Source organism: Streptomyces sp. NPDC030820 (assembly GCF_055572075.1).
Map to the genome: position 1 here is coordinate 509,537 of NZ_JBVIEB010000003.1, position 16,827 is coordinate 526,363.

The window sequence follows — 16,827 nt, forward strand, 5'->3', positions numbered from 1 at the left end:
TGCCCGACGAGCCGAACGCGTTCGACGGCACCCGGCGGGTGGCGTGGGCGCGGCTCACGAGCGGTTGGCTGCCGGTGGGCCGTCGCACGGACCGCCCGGTCGACACCCGGCCCGAGGCCACCTTGCACAATCCGGCAGAGGTGTGGATTCACCAGGGACCCGGTTCGCCTCGACCTGGAGCGGCTGGCCGCGATCCACGAGCACCTACCGGTCCCGCTCGTCCTGCACGGCGCCCTCGCTCGCGCTGCCCGGCTCCGATGCCGTCTCCCTGTGGGGGCGGCCCGCAACGCGATCCGTGACGTGGCCCTGGAGGTCATCGGCCGTCTCACCCCCAGCCCTGAGGACGAAACGCCTGACCTTGAGCCAGACTCACCGACCGCGAACGCCACCGCATCCAGCGCGTGCGGCCGTCGTACGACTCCCCGTCGTACTGTGTCGCGCCCACGAGCCGCCGACTCCTGTGGCATCCCCTCGCAGCTCGCAGGAAACCTGGCCCTGCCTCCTGCTCTGCCGCTCTTCGCACTTCCGGCAGCCAACTCGCTTCGCTTCTCCCCTTCTTCTCTCCTCTTGGACGACGGCGTCAAGGAGCAGGACGGCGCCCGGTGACCGATCCGCCCACGCGACGACGGTGGCGAGCATGCGCCGTCGTCGAGGGGGACCATCGCGGCACCGGTCGTCGCCCGAGCCCGAGGAGCAACCCGGGGAGGCTGCCGAGCGGACCGTGGTGCCTCTCGCGCCGCGGTTGACGCCGGCTACTACCCGCACCAGTTCCAGGTCGGGCAGATCGGCACGCTGCCACAGGACCTCAGAGCGTGCGAGGGCCGTGCAGCCTGCTCTCGCCTCCTTCATTGAGCCGTTCGACGAGGAGCATCGCCGCATCGTCCGCCAGGTAGCCGTGGGTGTGCCGGATCAATTCCTGGTGCAGCCGTTCCAGGAACTCTGAGGGGGCACAGGGGTGCACCGATTCCGTGGTCTTGGGCAGGGGAAAGAAATCGCCGCCGGGGCTGCGGGCTTCGATCACGCCGTCGGTGTGCAGCAGGAGACGGTCACCGGGTGCGAATGGGTAGCTCTCCGCTTTGGCAGCCGGAACGGTCATGAAATCTTCCAGGCCCAGGGGCGGCATCGGGCAGGCGGGGAGGAGCGCCTTTACCTTGCCCTGGCGGAGCACCAGCGGGGGCGGATGGCCGCGATTGACCACCTCGACCACGAAGGCGTCTGATACCTGAGCCACGAGCGCGGTGACGAAATCCTCGGTCAGATTGTCTTGCTCGCCCTGATCAACCGCGCTGAGCGCCGCCCGCTCGCGTTCCAGCGCCGCCGCGCAGTGATTCACCACCTCCGTCAGATCCTCGTCGTAGTGCGCGGCCTCCCGGAACGCGCCCAGCACGGCTGCGGCCAGGCGCACGGCGGGCAGCCCTTTGCCACGGACGTCTCCCACGATCATCCGAACCCCGTACCGAGTGTGTACCGCTTCGTACAGATCGCCGCCGATCTGCGCACCCGTCTCTGCCGCGAGGTACTTGCTGGCCATCTGGACGGGACCGAGCCGGGGCGGCACAGGGCGCAGCAGAACCCGTTGTGCCGCCTCGGCGACCCGGCGAACCTGGTTGAGCTCGCTCTGCCTGCGCGTGCGCACTGCATTACTCATGGTGACGCTCGCTGCCGTCACTACGAGGAGGGAGACGAGATTGCTGTAGACCTGGCCTCCCCAGCTGTGGTGGAGGCTGGCCGTGATGACCGTGACGGTGAAGGCTCCGGCCGCCACTGAAAGGGTGCCTTTGGGGCCCATCGTCAGCGAGGCCAATGCCGGTACGGCGGCGAGGAGAGGACCGGTGATCACCGCGTGTGCGGGGGAAAGCTCGATCCCCAGCGCGAGCAGTACGACCATGAATGGCACACACTGCGCGAGTCTGAAGAGGACCCGGCTATGACCGCCCGCCGCTGATGGGCCAGATGGGCGGGTGTGCGACCGCATGACTACAGCCTGCCTCCCTGACGTCGGGTGTTCCACCCGGCGCCCTCATGAGCGCTCGAATGCCGAATGTCGGCATCGCCGCGTCCTCCGCAGTGGGCCGGCCCACCCGGGGTACGCATCGACCAAAGCTTGGGCCGGCCCAGCCCCGGGCCGGGGCGCGCCGCCCCACCTGTACGCGGCCGGCGTGCGGGGCGGGGAACCATACGGACCGGACGGCATGGGTGAACTGCGCGGCGCGCCCACGCAGCCTCCCGGCGGCCGCCCGTGGCGAGAGCGTCCGCGCCCACCTCGTCCGCCACCGGTGGCGCCCCGGCCGGGGCCTCAAGCGCGGCCGTGCGCGGGCCGTCCCGTCACCGAGGGCCCTCAGCCGCCCCTCGTCCTGATGCGCACCGCCTCACAGGTGACGTCACCGGCCCGGCTTGCGGTGGACCTCCGGCCCGCCCGTGACCTCGCACGCGTACAGGCCGGCCGAACCGCCGAGGACGAGGCGGCGGCCGTCCGGGTGGAAGGAGCAGGAGGACAGATGGCCGTCCACCCTCAGCCGGCACAGCTCGGCTGCCGTGTCGACGTCCCACAGGTGCGCCGATCCGTCCATGGTGACAGCGACGAGACGCCTCCCGTCCGGAGACAGGGCCACGGACCACAGAGCCGATCCGTCACCTTCGAGGATGCGGCGCGGCGGCCCCGCGACGGTGTCCCACAGCACCGCACAGCCGTCGTATCCGGCCGTGGCCAGGCGACGCCCGTCGGACGACCAGCACACCGCGCTGACCGAACTCGAGTGGCCGGGCCACAGCTCGACCTCGCCCGTGGGCCGGCCCAGCGGGTCGAGCAGGAGGACCCGCAGCTCCGCCGAGGACGTGGCGGCGACCAGCCGGGAGCTGTCGGGGGCGAAGGAGAGCCCGTTGACGGCGGTGCCCAGCTCGACGACCCCGGCCCGCTCCCACGTCGTCGTGTCCCACAGCACCACGTCGGTGTCGGCGGCGGCGGCCCATCGTCCCTCGGCGCTCCAGGCGACCGCCCCCGCGTAGGTCAGCCTCCGCGTCAGTGTGCGGATCACCTCCCGCCGGTCGGCGTCCCAGACCAGCACCCGGCCGTCGTCGCCGACGCTGAGCAGCCGTCGGCCGTCCGGCGCCCAGGCCACGGATCTGACGTCGCCCTGGTGAGCGGGTACGAAGTGCTGTGACGGGAGCGAAAGCTCCGCTACGGCCGGTGCGGTCAGGACCAGCAGGCCCGCCGCGGTCCCCGCCGCCAGGGCGCCGTCGGGGGACCACAGGGTGGTGTTCACCCGTTCGTCCGGCCCGGTGTCCATGCCGGACTGCGGACCGAGGGTCCACACCCGTACGGCGGGCTGGCGGGTGCCGACGGCGATGTGATCGCGGCCCGGGTGCGGAGCGATCGCCCGGATCTGGACGCCGCGGGCGTGGAAGGTGACCGCGGGGCGCAGGTCGGGCCCCTCCGGCCGCGCGTCGAACCGCCAGACGCGGATCGTCCCGTCGTTGTCACCGGCGACCAGCGCGTCACCCGACGAGGCCCAGGCCACCGACTGAAGCCACGCCGCGCCGGGCTGGGTCTGCTCGGGGAGCCGGGCCGCGACGGTGGCGCTGCCGGCGTCGACGACGCTGAGCACCGGCGAGTGGCCGCACACGGCCAGCAGTTCTCCGCCGGGATGCCAGTCCAGCGCCTGCACCGCCGTCTGGCCGGACTCCACCACCCGCGGCTCGGTCGGCGCCGTGGGCTCCCGCCACAGATGGACCCGGCCGTCCGCGCGGCCGACGGCGAGCCCCGCTCCGGGGTGCCACCGGACGGCCGTACAGGTGCCGGTGCGCGGGCCGGGCAGGGGCGGCCCCAGCCGACCGGCGTCGAAGGGCGCCGACCAGAGCCGTACCTCCCGCCCGCACGCCACGGCCACGGCCCGGGAGTCCGGCGCGAAGGCGACCAGCACGCGTTGCCCGGCCTCCTCCCGGTCCCGCACGGGGACGGCCAGGCGCCGGGTGATCCGGGGCTCGGACGGGTCCAGCAGGACCACCTCGCCCCGGTCGGTACCCACGGCCACCATCGCCACGTCGGGACTCCACGACAGGCTGGTCACCGCGCCGCCGAGGTGCACGACCGCGTCCTGCCGGGTCGTGTCGACACGGCGGATCCGTACGGTGCCGTCGGCGCTGCCGCTGATCAGGACCTGGCCGTCCACCCGCCAGCACAGCGCCTGCACGGGCCCGGTGTGACCGGTCAGGACACGCCACAGCCTGCCGTCGGGCTCGTCGGGGAAGGGCTGCGTCGCGACGATGCCGCCGAGCAGGACCTCGTCGGTGTGGTGCAGGCGGCGCGGGATGTGATCCTGCGCCAGACAGCGGCTGAACAGGGTGACGGCGAGATCCAGGGGCCGTTCGTGGTCGACGAGGAGATGGGCTTCCCCCTGCACCAGCTCGACGAACTCCAGAGCGTAACTGTCCATGTCGAAGCCCTGCACGCGGAGCCTGCGTATCCCCTCCGCTTCCAGGGCGGCCGGGCCGCTGCGCCACACCCGTTCGACGAGGTACCGGAAGTCGGTGGTGGTGCGATGCAGTTCGGCGGTCTCCCCGGCTTCGGCGAGATGGTAGGTGACGTTGTCCATGAACTCGGCATCCCCGTCGGGCGCGGCCAGGGCGTGCCAGCCCGCTCCGCGGCACAGCGCGGCCTGCCCCGCCAGCAGGGTGCGGTGGGCCTGCCGTACCGCCTCCGGATCCCGCCGACGCAGGTCGTCCCGGATGACGTCGTGCAGCCGTACGCCCGTGCCGTCGTGCTGGGCCAGCAGGGAGTGCTCCGTCAGCCGGAGGCACTCCCGGCGCGCGGTCAGCTCGGTGACGTCCCAGAGCCGGGCGAGCCACCGGTACGGAATGTGGTAGTCCTCCGGGAAGCAGGCCAGTGCCGTGAGCCGCTCCAGCGAGCGGCGGCCGGTGCGCGGGATGCGGGCCAGCTCACGCAGACTGAGGTCGATGGTGGCTTCCACCGTCCGGGGGGCCGCTCCCGGGTAGTCGTCGAGCGGGCCGGACAGTCCGTACCGATCCAGTTCCCCGGCCATCTCCCGGACGACGTCCGGGAGGTGCATTCCACTGCGCTGCACCATGCTGCGCAGCACGCCGTTCAGCAGTCTCAGCGCGAGGGGCCAGTGACCGGAGCGCTCGAACAGCGGTAGAACGGAGGCGTTGTCCGCTCCCTCCACCCCCGCCGTGAGCAGGCTCAGCGACTGCGCCGAGGACATCCGGTCGACGCGGATCAGCGGGGCCGACTGGTCCAGCACGCCCGGCCTGCGGGTGGTCACCAGCCGCACGCAGCGGCTGCCGCCCCGCAGGAACGGTTCCAGGTCCTCCCGCTGCCACACGTCGTCGACCACCAGCAGCACCCTGCGGCCCTCCAGCGTCGCGCCGAGGTGTTCACCGGCCGCCTCCGCCGTGGCGTACGCCGGGGGTTCGCGGCCGGTGAGCAGGCTGACGAGGTCGCGTGCCCAGGCGACGATCCGCTGACGCGCCGGGTCCTGGCCGAGCTGCACCCACAGCACGCCGTCCGGGAAGGCTTCGCGCACCTGCGGCTGGTGGCAGACCCAGGCGGCCAGCGTGGTCTTGCCGAAGCCCCCGGTGCCGTGGACGCCGGTGACCGACGAGGCGAGACCCACGGAAGGGCTCTGCTCCGCCTCGCCGGCGGCCGCCGCGGCGGCCAGCAGGGAACGCAGCAGCGCGGCCGCCTCTTCGGGGCGGTCGACGTAGTCCGCGGGCACGGCGGGCGCCATGTGCGGTGTCGGGGCGGCCGGAGCGGTCCGGGCCGCCGGGGCCGCCGGCACCGGGGCGACGGTGGCGGACCGGGCGGAGGACCCGTCCTGGGCCGCACCTGCGGCCGGCCGCGCCACGCAGGTGCCCTCGGACACGGAGGCGTCCTGGGCCGTCACGGTGTCCCGTGCCGCGGAGCCACGCTCGGACGCGGTGAGGGACGACGGCGGCGCGACCGCGGGGGCCGAGGCGGGCGGCAGCACGTCGTGGTGCGCCAGCAGCTCGCCGCCCGCGTGGGCGGCCAGCCGGAAGAAGCGCCACCGGCCGTCCGCGCCGAGGTCCTCATAGCCGGTGAAGAGCAGTGCCGTCGCCAGGACGGACACCAGCAGTTGGCCGGACCACAGCGGGCGCCAGCCACCCTGCGCCACCTCGGCGCAGGCGGCGTGCAGATCGTCGACGAGCCCCGCCCACGCCGGCGCGAGGAACGGCACATGGGCGTCCTGGGGATGCACCACGTGGCGCAGCAGCGCGCGTTCCTGCTCGCCTCCCAGATCGGCCGGCACCCGGTCCGCCAGGACCGACAGCATCAGCGTCGCCACGTCCCGGCTGAGGGGCGCGTGCTCCGCGAACGTGGCCAGGTCGATGAGCCGGAAGTCGCCAGGACACACGGTGCCCCGGCGCCGGGGGACCAGGGCGTTGTGCAGATGCAGGTCGCCATGGGCCAGGCCGTGCGCGACCGGGATCACCGGGTCGGGCAGCCCGCCGTCTCCCTGCGCCATGAGCCAGGGGTTCGGCAGGACGACACCGTCGATCTCGATCCACGCCGGGTCCGACGCGACGCCCGCGACCGCCGCGGCGTAGGCGCGCGCCGAGGCGCCGCTGCCGGCCGACGCGTCGAGCTCACCCCGCAGGAACGCGGAGACGGACAGGTCGTCGGTGTCCTTGGTCGCGAGTCCGTGGTTCCAGTCGGTCACCAGGCCGCTGACGACGGCACGGAACGCGGTGCGCAGTTCGTCGTCGTTCAACTCGGCCATGGTGAGCACGTCCCGCAGACTGTCCCCGGCGGCGCTCTGGAACGTCAGCAGCCGTCCGTCGCCCACCGGGTACGGCGGGAAGAGCGGCGCGGCCAGATGCCGCTCGGCGAAGTCCCCCCGGAGCAGGGAGGCGCGCTGGGCCCGCTGAAGGGCGGCATGCTCCCCGCACCGGTCGGGCGGCAGCACCTTCACCACGGTGACGCCCGGACCCGGCGTGATCGTCACGGCCGCCAGCACCGCTCCGGTGTAGCCCTTTCCGGACGGTGCCCACCTGGGCCGTACGGGCCGTACGGTCACCGCGCACTCGTCGGCCCACCGGGCCAGCGCCCGCGCCGCGCGCTCGTCGCCGAGGCACGCGGTCAGTTCCGCCGGCCGGGCGTCCTGCGGCGCGGGCCGAAGTCGCACCCGGTCCGGCTCGGGAACCATCGTCATCGTCACCCCGCGAACACACCGACGCGCGCCGCGCCCGCCGCGCGGTGGCCTGGAGGGTGATTCTGGCACCAACGGCCGGGAGGGGCCGTCGGGTTGAGGCAGGCGACGGCGCGCGTGACCGGGCGACCGGCCCGACGCCGGGCGGCCCGGCCGACGCCACGTCGTGTGTACAGCGGGTGGACGGGAGGGCACAGTTAGTGAGGAGAGCCGAGGGCGAGGGGGACGTCATGGGCAGTGGGGCGAACGGCAGTTCCCGCATTCTGGTCGAGCAGAACGCCGATACGGCACTGCACCGGCTGCGCGCCATGAGCGTGTCGCACAGCAGGGCGCAGCGGCTGGCCAACGCCCGCACCGGTGTCTCGCTCCTGTTGGCGGCCGCCGGGCTCGTCACCGCCTTCGTCCCCGGACTCACGGTCGTCGTAACGGTGTTGGGCGGGCTGTGGGCCGTGGCCCACTCCGTCGGCCTGACCGCCTGGGAGAGCGCCGAGGCCCGGCGGGCCGCGCTGCTGCAGGAGTTGTTCGACGTGCGGCTGTACCGGTTGGCCTGGAATACCGCCCTGGCCGGCACCCCGCCCGCGCCGCAGGAGGTCAGCAGCCTCAGCCGCCGCTTCCGGGGCGACGAGGCGGAACTGCGCGACTACTACGAGATCCCCGAACTTCCGCACCCCTACGACGTGCTCGCCTGCCAGCAGCAGAACCTCGGCTGGGGCGCCCGCGTGCGCCGCCGCTACGCCCGGACCGTGCTGGCCGCGCTGCTGACCTGGCTGGGCGCGGGACTCGTCGTCGGCCTCGGCGCCCGGATGGACGTGCTCGACCTGGTGCTCCTGTGGTACGTGCCCTCCCTCGGCGCGGTCATGATGGGGCTGGAGGTGTGCCGGACGCAGTGGCAGGTGGCAGCGGAGCGGGAGCGCGTCATGGAACTGTTGGAGACCCGGATCGCCGCCGGGGACGACCCGGCCGCCCTGCTGGTGCTGGCCCGGCAGGTGCAGGATGTGATCTTCCAGTCCCGGCAACGGCACACCCGCGTCCCGGACTGGTTCTTCCGGCGCTTCAAGAACACCGACCGAGCCGACTTCCAGGCCGCGATGAGCGACCTGCAACGGACGGTCGGGCGGACGACGCCCCAACCCGGTTGAGACGGCGGTGACTCGTGCGGGTACCGGTCACCCCGCTTCGACGACGCAACCCGGCGGACTGATGTACCGTCAGCAACCGTGCGCAGTCCGCGACGCCTGCGCGATCCCCGGGTGCGGACGGTCCGGACAAGGTGGAAGGCACGGTGGAGAACGAGGACGGCCTCAGGGCGTTGTTCGACGACGAGCCGGCGTCCGACGCGCTGGTGGCGTGGGCCCGCGACGGTGGTCACGGCGGTGTCGTGCGGCCGGTCCTGCCCCCGTGGAGACCCTCCGGGGCGAGCGCCAGCGGTGCCCTGCTGACCGCCGTACTGGTGACGCCCGGACCGGGACCCGTGGTGGTCAAGGTGTCGGCCGCCGGACAGGGGAACGAGGGACACAACCACGCCCGGGCGTACCGGACGGCGCCCGACCGGGTGGCCCGGCTCCTGTGGACCTGGCAGGTGGGGGACGGACGGACCCTGACCTTCCAGTCACCGGCGGGCCAGAGCCTGCGCACCGTGCACACCATGGCGGGACTGACGCACGAACTCCCGGACGCCTGCGCCTGTGTCACCCGCTGGCTGCTGACGGAGTGGAACGCCGGCCCGGACGACATGACGGCCGGCACACGGACCGTCACGGACCTGCTCCGCCACGAACTCGGCGCGCTGATCGGCGCGGGCGGCTCGGCGCTCGCCTACGGCGCACGGATCGACGGCCTGGACCCGGACACCCCCTGGATCCGCCTCGACGACCGGGACCTGCCGAACCCTCTGGCACTGACCGCCGGACACGCCGCGCTGCCCGACCCGCCCCTCCACGTCCTGCAGGGACGCGCCCACGGCGACCTTCACCTGCACAACATCATGGTGCCGCACAGCCTCGGGCGGGCCCGGTACGAGGACTTCCGGCTCATCGATCCCGCGACGTTCACCGAGGACGCCCTGCTGTCCCGGGACGTCGTCACCCTGCTCCTGTCCGCCCTGATCCCCGAGGTCCGGGAACGGGCGGCCGCCGACGGCGACGCCCTGCTGCGATATCTGGTGTGCCCGCAGGCGGAGCTGCGGGACCGGATCGTGCCGGCCACGGTCCGCCTGGTGGACGCCGTACGGGAGGCGGCCGACACGGTCGCCGGCAGCTGGTACGACGTGTGGACCGACCAGTTCCTGCTCTCCGTGCTGGCCACCGGCCTGCGGTTCAGCACCTACGAGAACCTGGGCGAGGCCGGCCGCTGGTGGTTCTTCCGGCTGGCGGCACACGCGGCCGGCGAGCTGCTGCGGCCCTACGTGGACGAGCCGTGGCCCACCGGGCGGCCGGTCACCGCCCCGGCACCGCCCACCGCCCAGCCACGGCAGGAGCGGCCCGGCCCGAGCCACCCGGCAGCCGGCGACGGCACCCCGGGACGGCCCGGCACGGACCCGCCCGAAGAACTCCGCCGACTGGAGGCGTACAGCCGTACCGCGGTTGTGGCCGCCGGGCACCAGGGCGCCTCCGGCGCCGGCGCGCAGCCCCTGGACCTGACCGCGCTCGCCGTACCCCGGGACCTGGAGTGGTCACTGCTGAGCCTGCTGCACGAGGGCCGTTCGGCCTGTGTCACCGGCCCACCGGGCACGGGCAAGACCACGCTGCTGTGGCGACTGCACCGTGAGCTGGCCGGGCGTCCCGGCGGGCCCCGCCCCTACTTCCTGCGGGCCGGCGACCTCTGGCACACCGACCACGCGGCGGGGATGCCTCTGGAGACCGTGCGCGCCGCGTGCCGTTCCCTGCCCGGCCCCGCGGTGTTCCTGCTCGACACCGCCGACCTGCTCGTCTCCGACACCTCCGGACTCGTCCTGGTGCGGGAACTGCTCACCGCGGCCGCCGAGTTCTCCGTCCCCGTCCTGATGACATGCCGGGAAAACGTGGCGGACCACCTCAAGCCGTACGTCGACGACTTCGCCCTGCAGTGGAAGAAGCTCGGCCCGTACAGCCCGGCCGAGCAGGAGGCGGCGATCCGCTCCCACGCCCGGTACTTCTACGAGGGCCAGCCCGAGGTCTCCGTGGACGAGGTGTGCCGCACCGTCGCGAACGCGGCCGTACGCGGCCTGCCCATGCGTGAGGTGTGCCGGGCCCCGCTCACCCTGCGCATGCTCTTCGAGACCTTCGCGCCGAAACCGCCCCTGGTGGAGGAGATCGACGCCACCACCCTGTACGACCTGTACTGGGAGCACCGTGTGGGCCGGGACCAGCGGGCGGGCGACACCCCCGCGCCCGGGACGGCTCCGCCGCCCGACCTGTCGGAGACCGGCGAGAAGGTGGCTCGGCTGATGCTGGAGGAGGGCCGGCTGGACCTGTCGGCCGCGGAGCTGGGCCCGGGCCCGCTCGGCGCCGGCGCGACGGACGACCTGCAGGGACTCGTCGGGCGAGGGGTCATCGAGTGCCATGGCGACGGTGTCGCGCGCCGGTACTCCTACTTCCACCAGACCCTGTTCGAGTACGCCGCCGGCCGCCGGCTCGCCCGGACGGCCACCGACACGGAGCCCTCGCACCTCGCTCAGCTGCTCCACTGGCTCAAGGAACACCCCGACGACCAGTTCCGGCTGGCCGTTGCCGAGCAGGCGCTCGTCCAGGCCGGCCGGGCGGGCGGCCGGACCGCCGCGGCGGGCACGGACCTGCTCACCGGGTTGCTCGCCGAGACCCGGGACGGCGCCCCCGATCTGCACGGCCTGCGGGCTGTGCTGATGCGGGTCTACGCCAGGCTGCCGGCCCCGGACGCCGAACTGCGGCAGCACTTCGGTCCCGCCGTCGCCGCCCTGCCCCCGGTCCTCGGCCGGATCTATCTGGAAGCCCTGCCCACCACCTGCCACCAGGACCGCGAGCGCATCGTCGACGAACTGCTCGGCATCTGGCGGGCGGCCACGCGGAGTTGCGGCAGCCCCTGATCGGCGCGCTCGGCTGGCTCGCGGAGAGCATGCCCGAGAGCGTCATCTCGGTCATCGACCGGGCCTGCTCCGCCGCGGAGCGGGGCGACGGCCCCTGCGGCGGACGCGACTGTCCCCCCGAGGGCTGCCTGTGGGCCTGGCTGCTGACCCGGCACAAGTCGGAGATCTTCAAGTTCCTGGCCGTTCTGGAGGCACTCGCGCCCAAGCGACCCGACTGGGTCTGGCCCCGGCTGCGCACACTCATGACGGATCCCCGGCGCGACCTCCTGCCGGTCGCCCGCTGTCTGCGGCTCGCGGCGCGACGCCAGGACTGGCCCGAGCGGCCCTACTCCGTGATCCGCCCCGTCGTCCGCCATCGCTGGGGCAGGGAACGCCCACGGAACAAGGACGGGTTCGAACTGCAGGCGGCCCTGGGCAGGCTGATCGCGAGCACCTGGCTGACCGGCGGCCGGCCGCCGTCCCCCGAAGCGGTGCTGGCCGCCGCCTGCCGGCGCCCCGCGGCGTCGATGTCGTATCCGCAGGTGCGCGCCGTGGGCGAACTGGCGGTCAACGCCTCCCCCGACGAGGTCCGCCGCCTGCTCCACGTCGTCGAGACCGCCGGCGGCCCGGGAGCCATGCCGCTGCTCACCGACCACCTCCTGCTGCCCCTGCTCACCGCCGCGGACGGCCCCGACGACACGATCGGCGGCGACACGCCGTCCAGCCGGGTCGCGGGAGCGGAACCCGCCGCCACGGCCACCGTCCGCGACTGGCTGGCCGGCAAACTGCGGGCCCTCGACCAGGGCGCCCCCGCCGACTTCGGCCACAGACTGGCGGAGCACACCTGGAGCCGTCGGCTGGACGTGCCCACCACGGCCCGGCTGGTCGCCGCCGCGTGGCCACGACCGAGCGGCGACCCCACCGAGGCCGAGGACCGGCTGCGGCGGATCTGGCTCGCCGACCAGAGCGCCGTCACCCTGCTGGTGGCCGCCGTGGCGGCCGGACACCCCCAGGCACGCCAGGCCCTGCGCCTGTGGCGAGCCGACCGGGCCCGGACGACCGGAACCAGGGCGGCGTCCCGCAAACAGGTCGTGTCCCAGGCGGACCAGAAGATCGCGCACGACCTGCAACGACTGGTCCCCGAACACCCCGAGCTGCTGGACGAGTTGCTCACCGAAGGCACCATCGACCCCTGGCTGGACCCCGGATGGCTGAACGAGGCGCTCGGCAAGCCCGGAGCGGACGCCGACCCCCGGCTCGCCGCCGCGCTGCGCCGCCACGCCCGCACCCTGGAGCGGCTTTGCGATGTCACCTGGACCGGTGACCACGGTTCACAGGTCGCCAGGAAGTCGTTCCACCTGCGCGGCAAACTCGTCGCCCGAGGCGTCCTCAGCGCTCCGACCGCGCCCCGGCTCGGCGCCATCCTGACCAAGGGCGGCCACCCGCATCACATCAGAAGCGCACTCCTGCTGGTCGAGACCGTCATCGACCACAGCCCGAACGGCTCGCTCGCCACCCAGGAGTGGCGCCGGCTCGAGGAACTCCTGCACGGCTACCTGCGTCCCGAGTACACCCAGCAGCGCACCGGCCCGGGCAAGGGCTGGTACGAGGACGTCCAGACGGTCGCCCGCCGCTGCCTGACCGGCCTGGTGTGCCGCCACCACCCCCTCGACACACCGCAGCGCATCGCCCAGGCCTGCGCGCGCGCCCACGACCATCTGACGCGGGCCACCCAGGTGGACGACGTGACGGTCCTCGGCCGGTTCATCGAGCGCCTTGCCGAGACATCGCCCCGGCACGCCGTCGAGATCGTCGACGCGGCCGCCGCGACTCTGTGCGTCCTGCCCACGGGCAAGGGCATGTCCTTGGCGCAACGCTGGTACCGCCCACTGTCCCGCCTGGTCGAACGGGCCACGTCCGAGCAGTGGCAGGAGCTCGTCGCGGCCTGCTGGGAGGGCCCCCTGGAGGTGCTGCGCGTCCTGATCCGCGCCGGCATCCGCAAACGCACCGACGAACCGGCCGCCCACCTGCTCGCCCTCGCCGACACCAGCCCGTGGCCCGACGTGATCCGGGAGACCGTCCGCATCGGCTCCCTGCTGCGCACCGACGGCAGCCGACGCCGCTGGCTGCCCACCGACCACCGGCCGGGCCCGTCACCGGACGCTGAGGGCCGCTGACGAGTTCCTCGCCCGCGCCGCGTTGCGGGCATCACGCCTCAGGCGGCTCGGCAATGCCTCGGTACGGAGGCCAGGGGATGGCCGATCCGGTCGTGGTGGTCGAGCAGCGTGCGGGGGGAGTCCAGGGCGACGGCACCGACCAGGACCGGGGCGCCGTCGGGCCCAGGGCGGGTGTACCCGGGGCGGTGGGATTCCTTGCCGGTCATGGTGATCTCGCCGCGCCAGCCGAGTTCGCGGAGGCGTTCGGCGGCGGACAGGCCGGCGAGGCCGGTACCTTGCGCCGGAGGCCACTTCCTCGGCGACTACGAGGGCCTCGCTACGGATGGCCGCTCCGCTGTACGGCCGCTGTTCGTCGAGACCGACGCCAACGCGCCGCAGGACTCCACGGACGCCTACAGCGGGCTGTTCTCCACCGGCAGGGACGACGGCGCCTTCGCTGGGGTCGCGGCCACGCCGCGCGCGACAGGAGCCCCGAAAGCTCGGCCGCATCGGTTCGTCCGGTGCTCGGAGGCGCGCTCGAAGCACCGTGTGGCGAGCGCGACTTCGGGTTCATCCGAGGCGCAAGGTAAACAACCCACCATTTTTCCTGTGAGCCCTGGGTGTGACTGTTGTGGTCACGCCAAGATCCCCTCTGCGCCCGGCACACCCCCATATGCCCGGCGCAGGGAGGAGCGGGCATGTTGCCCCCGAAACACCGGCGACGGTTCATAACCTGCACCGTCGTAGCGGCCGCGTTCGGACTGGTAAGCACCCAGTCGTTCGCGGCGTCGAACAACGCAAGACCCCGGCCTTGGCAGGCACGCCACCAGGCCGCCATGGGCCGGCAGCACATCAAGGCGGTGCACGCAGGCCACGGCATGTCCGCGTTCGCCGCGGAGGGCGGCGATGACGACGGGGCCGACGAGGCGGAGAACTCCGCCGAGGCGACGGCCCAGTTCACCGAGGCCCGCACCGCACCCGGCGTGGTAGCGCCCGGCGCCTACGGGGCGGCGTGGCAGCAGTTGCAGTCGATGCGGCACACGAACGGCAGCTGGGACCACGTCACCAAGAAGGCGTACAACGCCGACGATCCCCGCTACCGGGACGTGAACTCCAACTCCAGCGGCGGCGCGGGCGACGTGACCGGCCGGATTACCGGGATCGCCGCGGACGACCAGGGCTATGTGTACGCGGGCGGCGCCAACGGCGGTGTCTTCCGGTCCACCACCGGTGGCGGGCACTGGAAGCCGATCTCCGACAAGCTGCCGTCCCTGTCGACGGGCACCCTGGCCCTGGACGGCCAGAAGCGGCTCTGGTACGCCACGGGCGAGTCCAACACCGGGGCGACGTCCTTCGTGGGGACGGGTGTGTACGTCCTCAAGGACCCGCGTCACGGGCAGTTCCAGCCCGGCGACCGCGTCGGCGGTGCCGAGCTGGAGTCCACCGTCGTCCATGCGCTGCGCTTCGCCGGCACCAAGGTGTGGGCAGCCACCAGCACCGGCGTCTGGTCGCACTCCTCGACCACCTTGTCGGGGCCCTGGAAGCACGAGTTCGCCCCCAACCCGGACTATCTTCCGGGCGGTTCGAAGGCGGACGACCCGAGCGCGCCGTACAAGAACATCGCCAACGACATCGCCGTCGACCCGAAGGACCCGGACAAGGTCCTTCTTGCGGTGGGCTGGCGTGGCGGTGACACCTACAACGGGCTGTACGCCAAGCAGGACGACGGCAGCTGGAAACCCGTCAGCGGCCTCGGTGACCTGCCCACCAGCAGCGCCGATGTCGGCAACATGACGTTCGCCGCGGCGGCCGACGGCTCGCGCCTGTACGCCATCGACCAGTCGCCGGCCCAGATGGCCGCCAACCCGGACAGCGGGCTCAAGGGCGTGTATGTGTCGAAGAACGGTTCGCCGTTCGGGCCGTGGACGCTGATCGCGGACTACACCAAGCTGAAGGCATCCGGATCCGCCCTGCAGAGTGCCGGCTACATGCCCGGCATCCAGTCCTGGTACAACCAGTTCCTCCAGGTCGACCCGGCCGACGCCGACCACGTCTACCTTGGTCTGGAAGAGGTCTTCGAGACCAAGAACGGGGGCTCGACCTGGACGACCCCGGGTCCGTACTGGAACTTCCCCTTCCCCTGCTGGAGCATCGACCCGGCCAAGCAGACCGGCGACTGCTCACCGACCACGCACTCCGACCAGCACGCGGTCGCGATCGGCAGCTACAAGGGCAAGAGCTGGGCGTACGTCGGTAACGACGGCGGCATCTACCGACGTCCGCTCAACGGCGCGGTCGACTCCGGTGGCCACGCCAAGGACTGGCAGTCCCTGAGCGACGGCACCCTCGACACCCTCCAGTACTACTCGGTGGGCGTCGGTAGGGACCTCGCCAACGGTGGCGTCTCGGTGACCGGCGGCCTGCAGGACAACGGGCAGTCGATCCTGCGCGGCCACGACAAGGTAATGGGCTCGAACTTCGGCGGCGACGGCGGTGACACCATCGCCGACACGGCCAACGGCTGCAACATCGCCGCCGAGTACGTCTACCTCGACATGTGGGTCACCCAGAACTGTGGCGTGAACGACGGTTCCTGGTCGACGGACCCGTCCAAGGCCACCGAGTACGAGGTCGCCCCGCCGGACAAGGACCAGGGTGGCGCGGGCGCCCGCTTCATCGCCCCGATCGCCGCCGACGCCAAGGACACCAACACCTGGGTGGCCGGCGGCCGGCATGTGTGGGTGAACACCAAGGGCTTCGCCATCCGCTCCGGCAAGGAGTGGACGAACGCCTACGACCTCGGCGAGGGCCACGTGGCCACTGCCGTCGCGTCTTCGGGTGGCACGGTGTACGTCGGCTGGTGCGGCCCCTGCAACAACCAGGGCTTCACCCGGGGCATCGCGGTCGGCAACGCCGACGGCACCGGCTGGCACCAGCTGAACCTCCCGGTCGACGGCACCATCCCGAACCGCTACGTCTCCGGTTTCGAGATCGACCCGGCCGACGCCCAGCATGTCTACGTGGCGATCAACGGCTTCTCCCGCCGCTTCACCGAGGGCCCGGGCGCGGGCGTCGGCCACGTCTTCGAGTCCAGGGACGGCGGCGCGAGCTGGACGGACATCTCCGCCAACCTGCCCGACGTCCCGGCCGACACGGTCAAGCTCCTGCCGAACGGCGGCCTTGCCCTCGGCACCGACCTGGCCACCTTCTACCGCCCCGCCGGCGCCACGAAGTGGCTGGTCCTGGGGCACAACCTGCCCACCACGGCCGTGATGCAGCTGCGCCTCGGCCCCGACGGCAAGCTGTACGCCGCCACCCACGGACGCGGCATCCGGTCCTTCGACGTACGGCGCCTCAAGGGCCGTAAGGACTGATCCGACCGGTACGCCACGCTGTACGACGACGGCCGGTGCGGAGCCCCCTCCCGGGGACGCACCGGCCGTGTGTCGTTCGGGTTCACTGCACCGGA

At 72.8% G+C, this 16,827-nt stretch carries 7 protein-coding genes; 4 read left to right on the forward strand and 3 right to left on the reverse strand.

The annotated features are described in order from the left end of the window. Positions 1–805: 805 nt before the first annotated feature. Together ACZ418_RS10725 and ACZ418_RS10730 are read right to left on the reverse strand one after the other, a co-directional pair. A complete protein-coding gene (locus tag ACZ418_RS10725; protein ID WP_468360120.1) occupies positions 806–1,888 on the reverse strand; it encodes a PP2C family protein-serine/threonine phosphatase in 1,083 nt (360 codons plus the stop codon). Between the two features lie 493 nt (positions 1,889–2,381). After that, on the reverse strand, positions 2,382–7,187 hold the full coding sequence (locus ACZ418_RS10730) for an NB-ARC domain-containing protein (RefSeq protein ID WP_468360123.1): 4,806 nt from the start codon (positions 7,185–7,187) through the stop codon (positions 2,382–2,384). A 227-nt stretch (positions 7,188–7,414) separates the two neighbouring features. Here ACZ418_RS10730 and ACZ418_RS10735 point away from each other — a divergent pair, with 227 nt between their 5' ends. From ACZ418_RS10735 to ACZ418_RS10745, 3 genes are all read left to right on the forward strand, one after another. Further along, positions 7,415–8,323 (forward strand): S-4TM family putative pore-forming effector, encoded by a 909-nt coding sequence (locus ACZ418_RS10735; protein ID WP_468360125.1) that lies wholly within the window; start codon positions 7,415–7,417, stop codon positions 8,321–8,323. 143 nt (positions 8,324–8,466) lie between these two features. Continuing rightward, the gene (locus ACZ418_RS10740; protein WP_468360128.1) at positions 8,467–11,223 is read left to right on the forward strand and encodes an NACHT domain-containing protein; all 2,757 of its coding nucleotides are present in this window, start codon (positions 8,467–8,469) and stop codon (positions 11,221–11,223) included. Further along, positions 11,208–13,379, forward strand: coding sequence for a hypothetical protein (locus tag ACZ418_RS10745; protein WP_468360131.1), 2,172 nt, complete (start codon positions 11,208–11,210; stop codon positions 13,377–13,379). The genes ACZ418_RS10740 and ACZ418_RS10745 overlap by 16 nt, the downstream gene beginning before the upstream one ends. Before the next feature lie 38 nt (positions 13,380–13,417). Here ACZ418_RS10745 and ACZ418_RS10750 read toward each other — a convergent pair whose 3' ends face one another. Continuing rightward, entirely contained in the window at positions 13,418–13,585 is a 168-nt protein-coding gene (locus tag ACZ418_RS10750; RefSeq protein WP_468360134.1) for a hypothetical protein, read from the reverse strand. Positions 13,586–14,056: 471 nt separating this feature from the next. Between ACZ418_RS10750 and ACZ418_RS10755 the strand changes: the two genes are divergently transcribed. Then, on the forward strand, positions 14,057–16,732 hold the full coding sequence (locus ACZ418_RS10755) for a glycosyl hydrolase (protein ID WP_468360137.1): 2,676 nt from the start codon (positions 14,057–14,059) through the stop codon (positions 16,730–16,732). Positions 16,733–16,827: the final 95 nt, after the last annotated feature.

What these genes read in the sequence shown, in the direction of transcription:
- ACZ418_RS10750 (WP_468360134.1), bottom strand. Translation starts at nt 13,585, where the DNA reads ATGACCGGCAAGGAATCCCACCGCCCCGGGTACACCCGCCCTGGGCCC.
- ACZ418_RS10735 (WP_468360125.1), top strand. Translation starts at nt 7,415, where the DNA reads ATGGGCAGTGGGGCGAACGGCAGTTCCCGCATTCTGGTCGAGCAGAAC.
- ACZ418_RS10755 (WP_468360137.1), top strand. Translation starts at nt 14,057, where the DNA reads ATGTTGCCCCCGAAACACCGGCGACGGTTCATAACCTGCACCGTCGTA.
- ACZ418_RS10730 (WP_468360123.1), bottom strand. Translation starts at nt 7,187, where the DNA reads ATGACGATGGTTCCCGAGCCGGACCGGGTGCGACTTCGGCCCGCGCCG.
- ACZ418_RS10725 (WP_468360120.1), bottom strand. Translation starts at nt 1,888, where the DNA reads ATGGTCGTACTGCTCGCGCTGGGGATCGAGCTTTCCCCCGCACACGCG.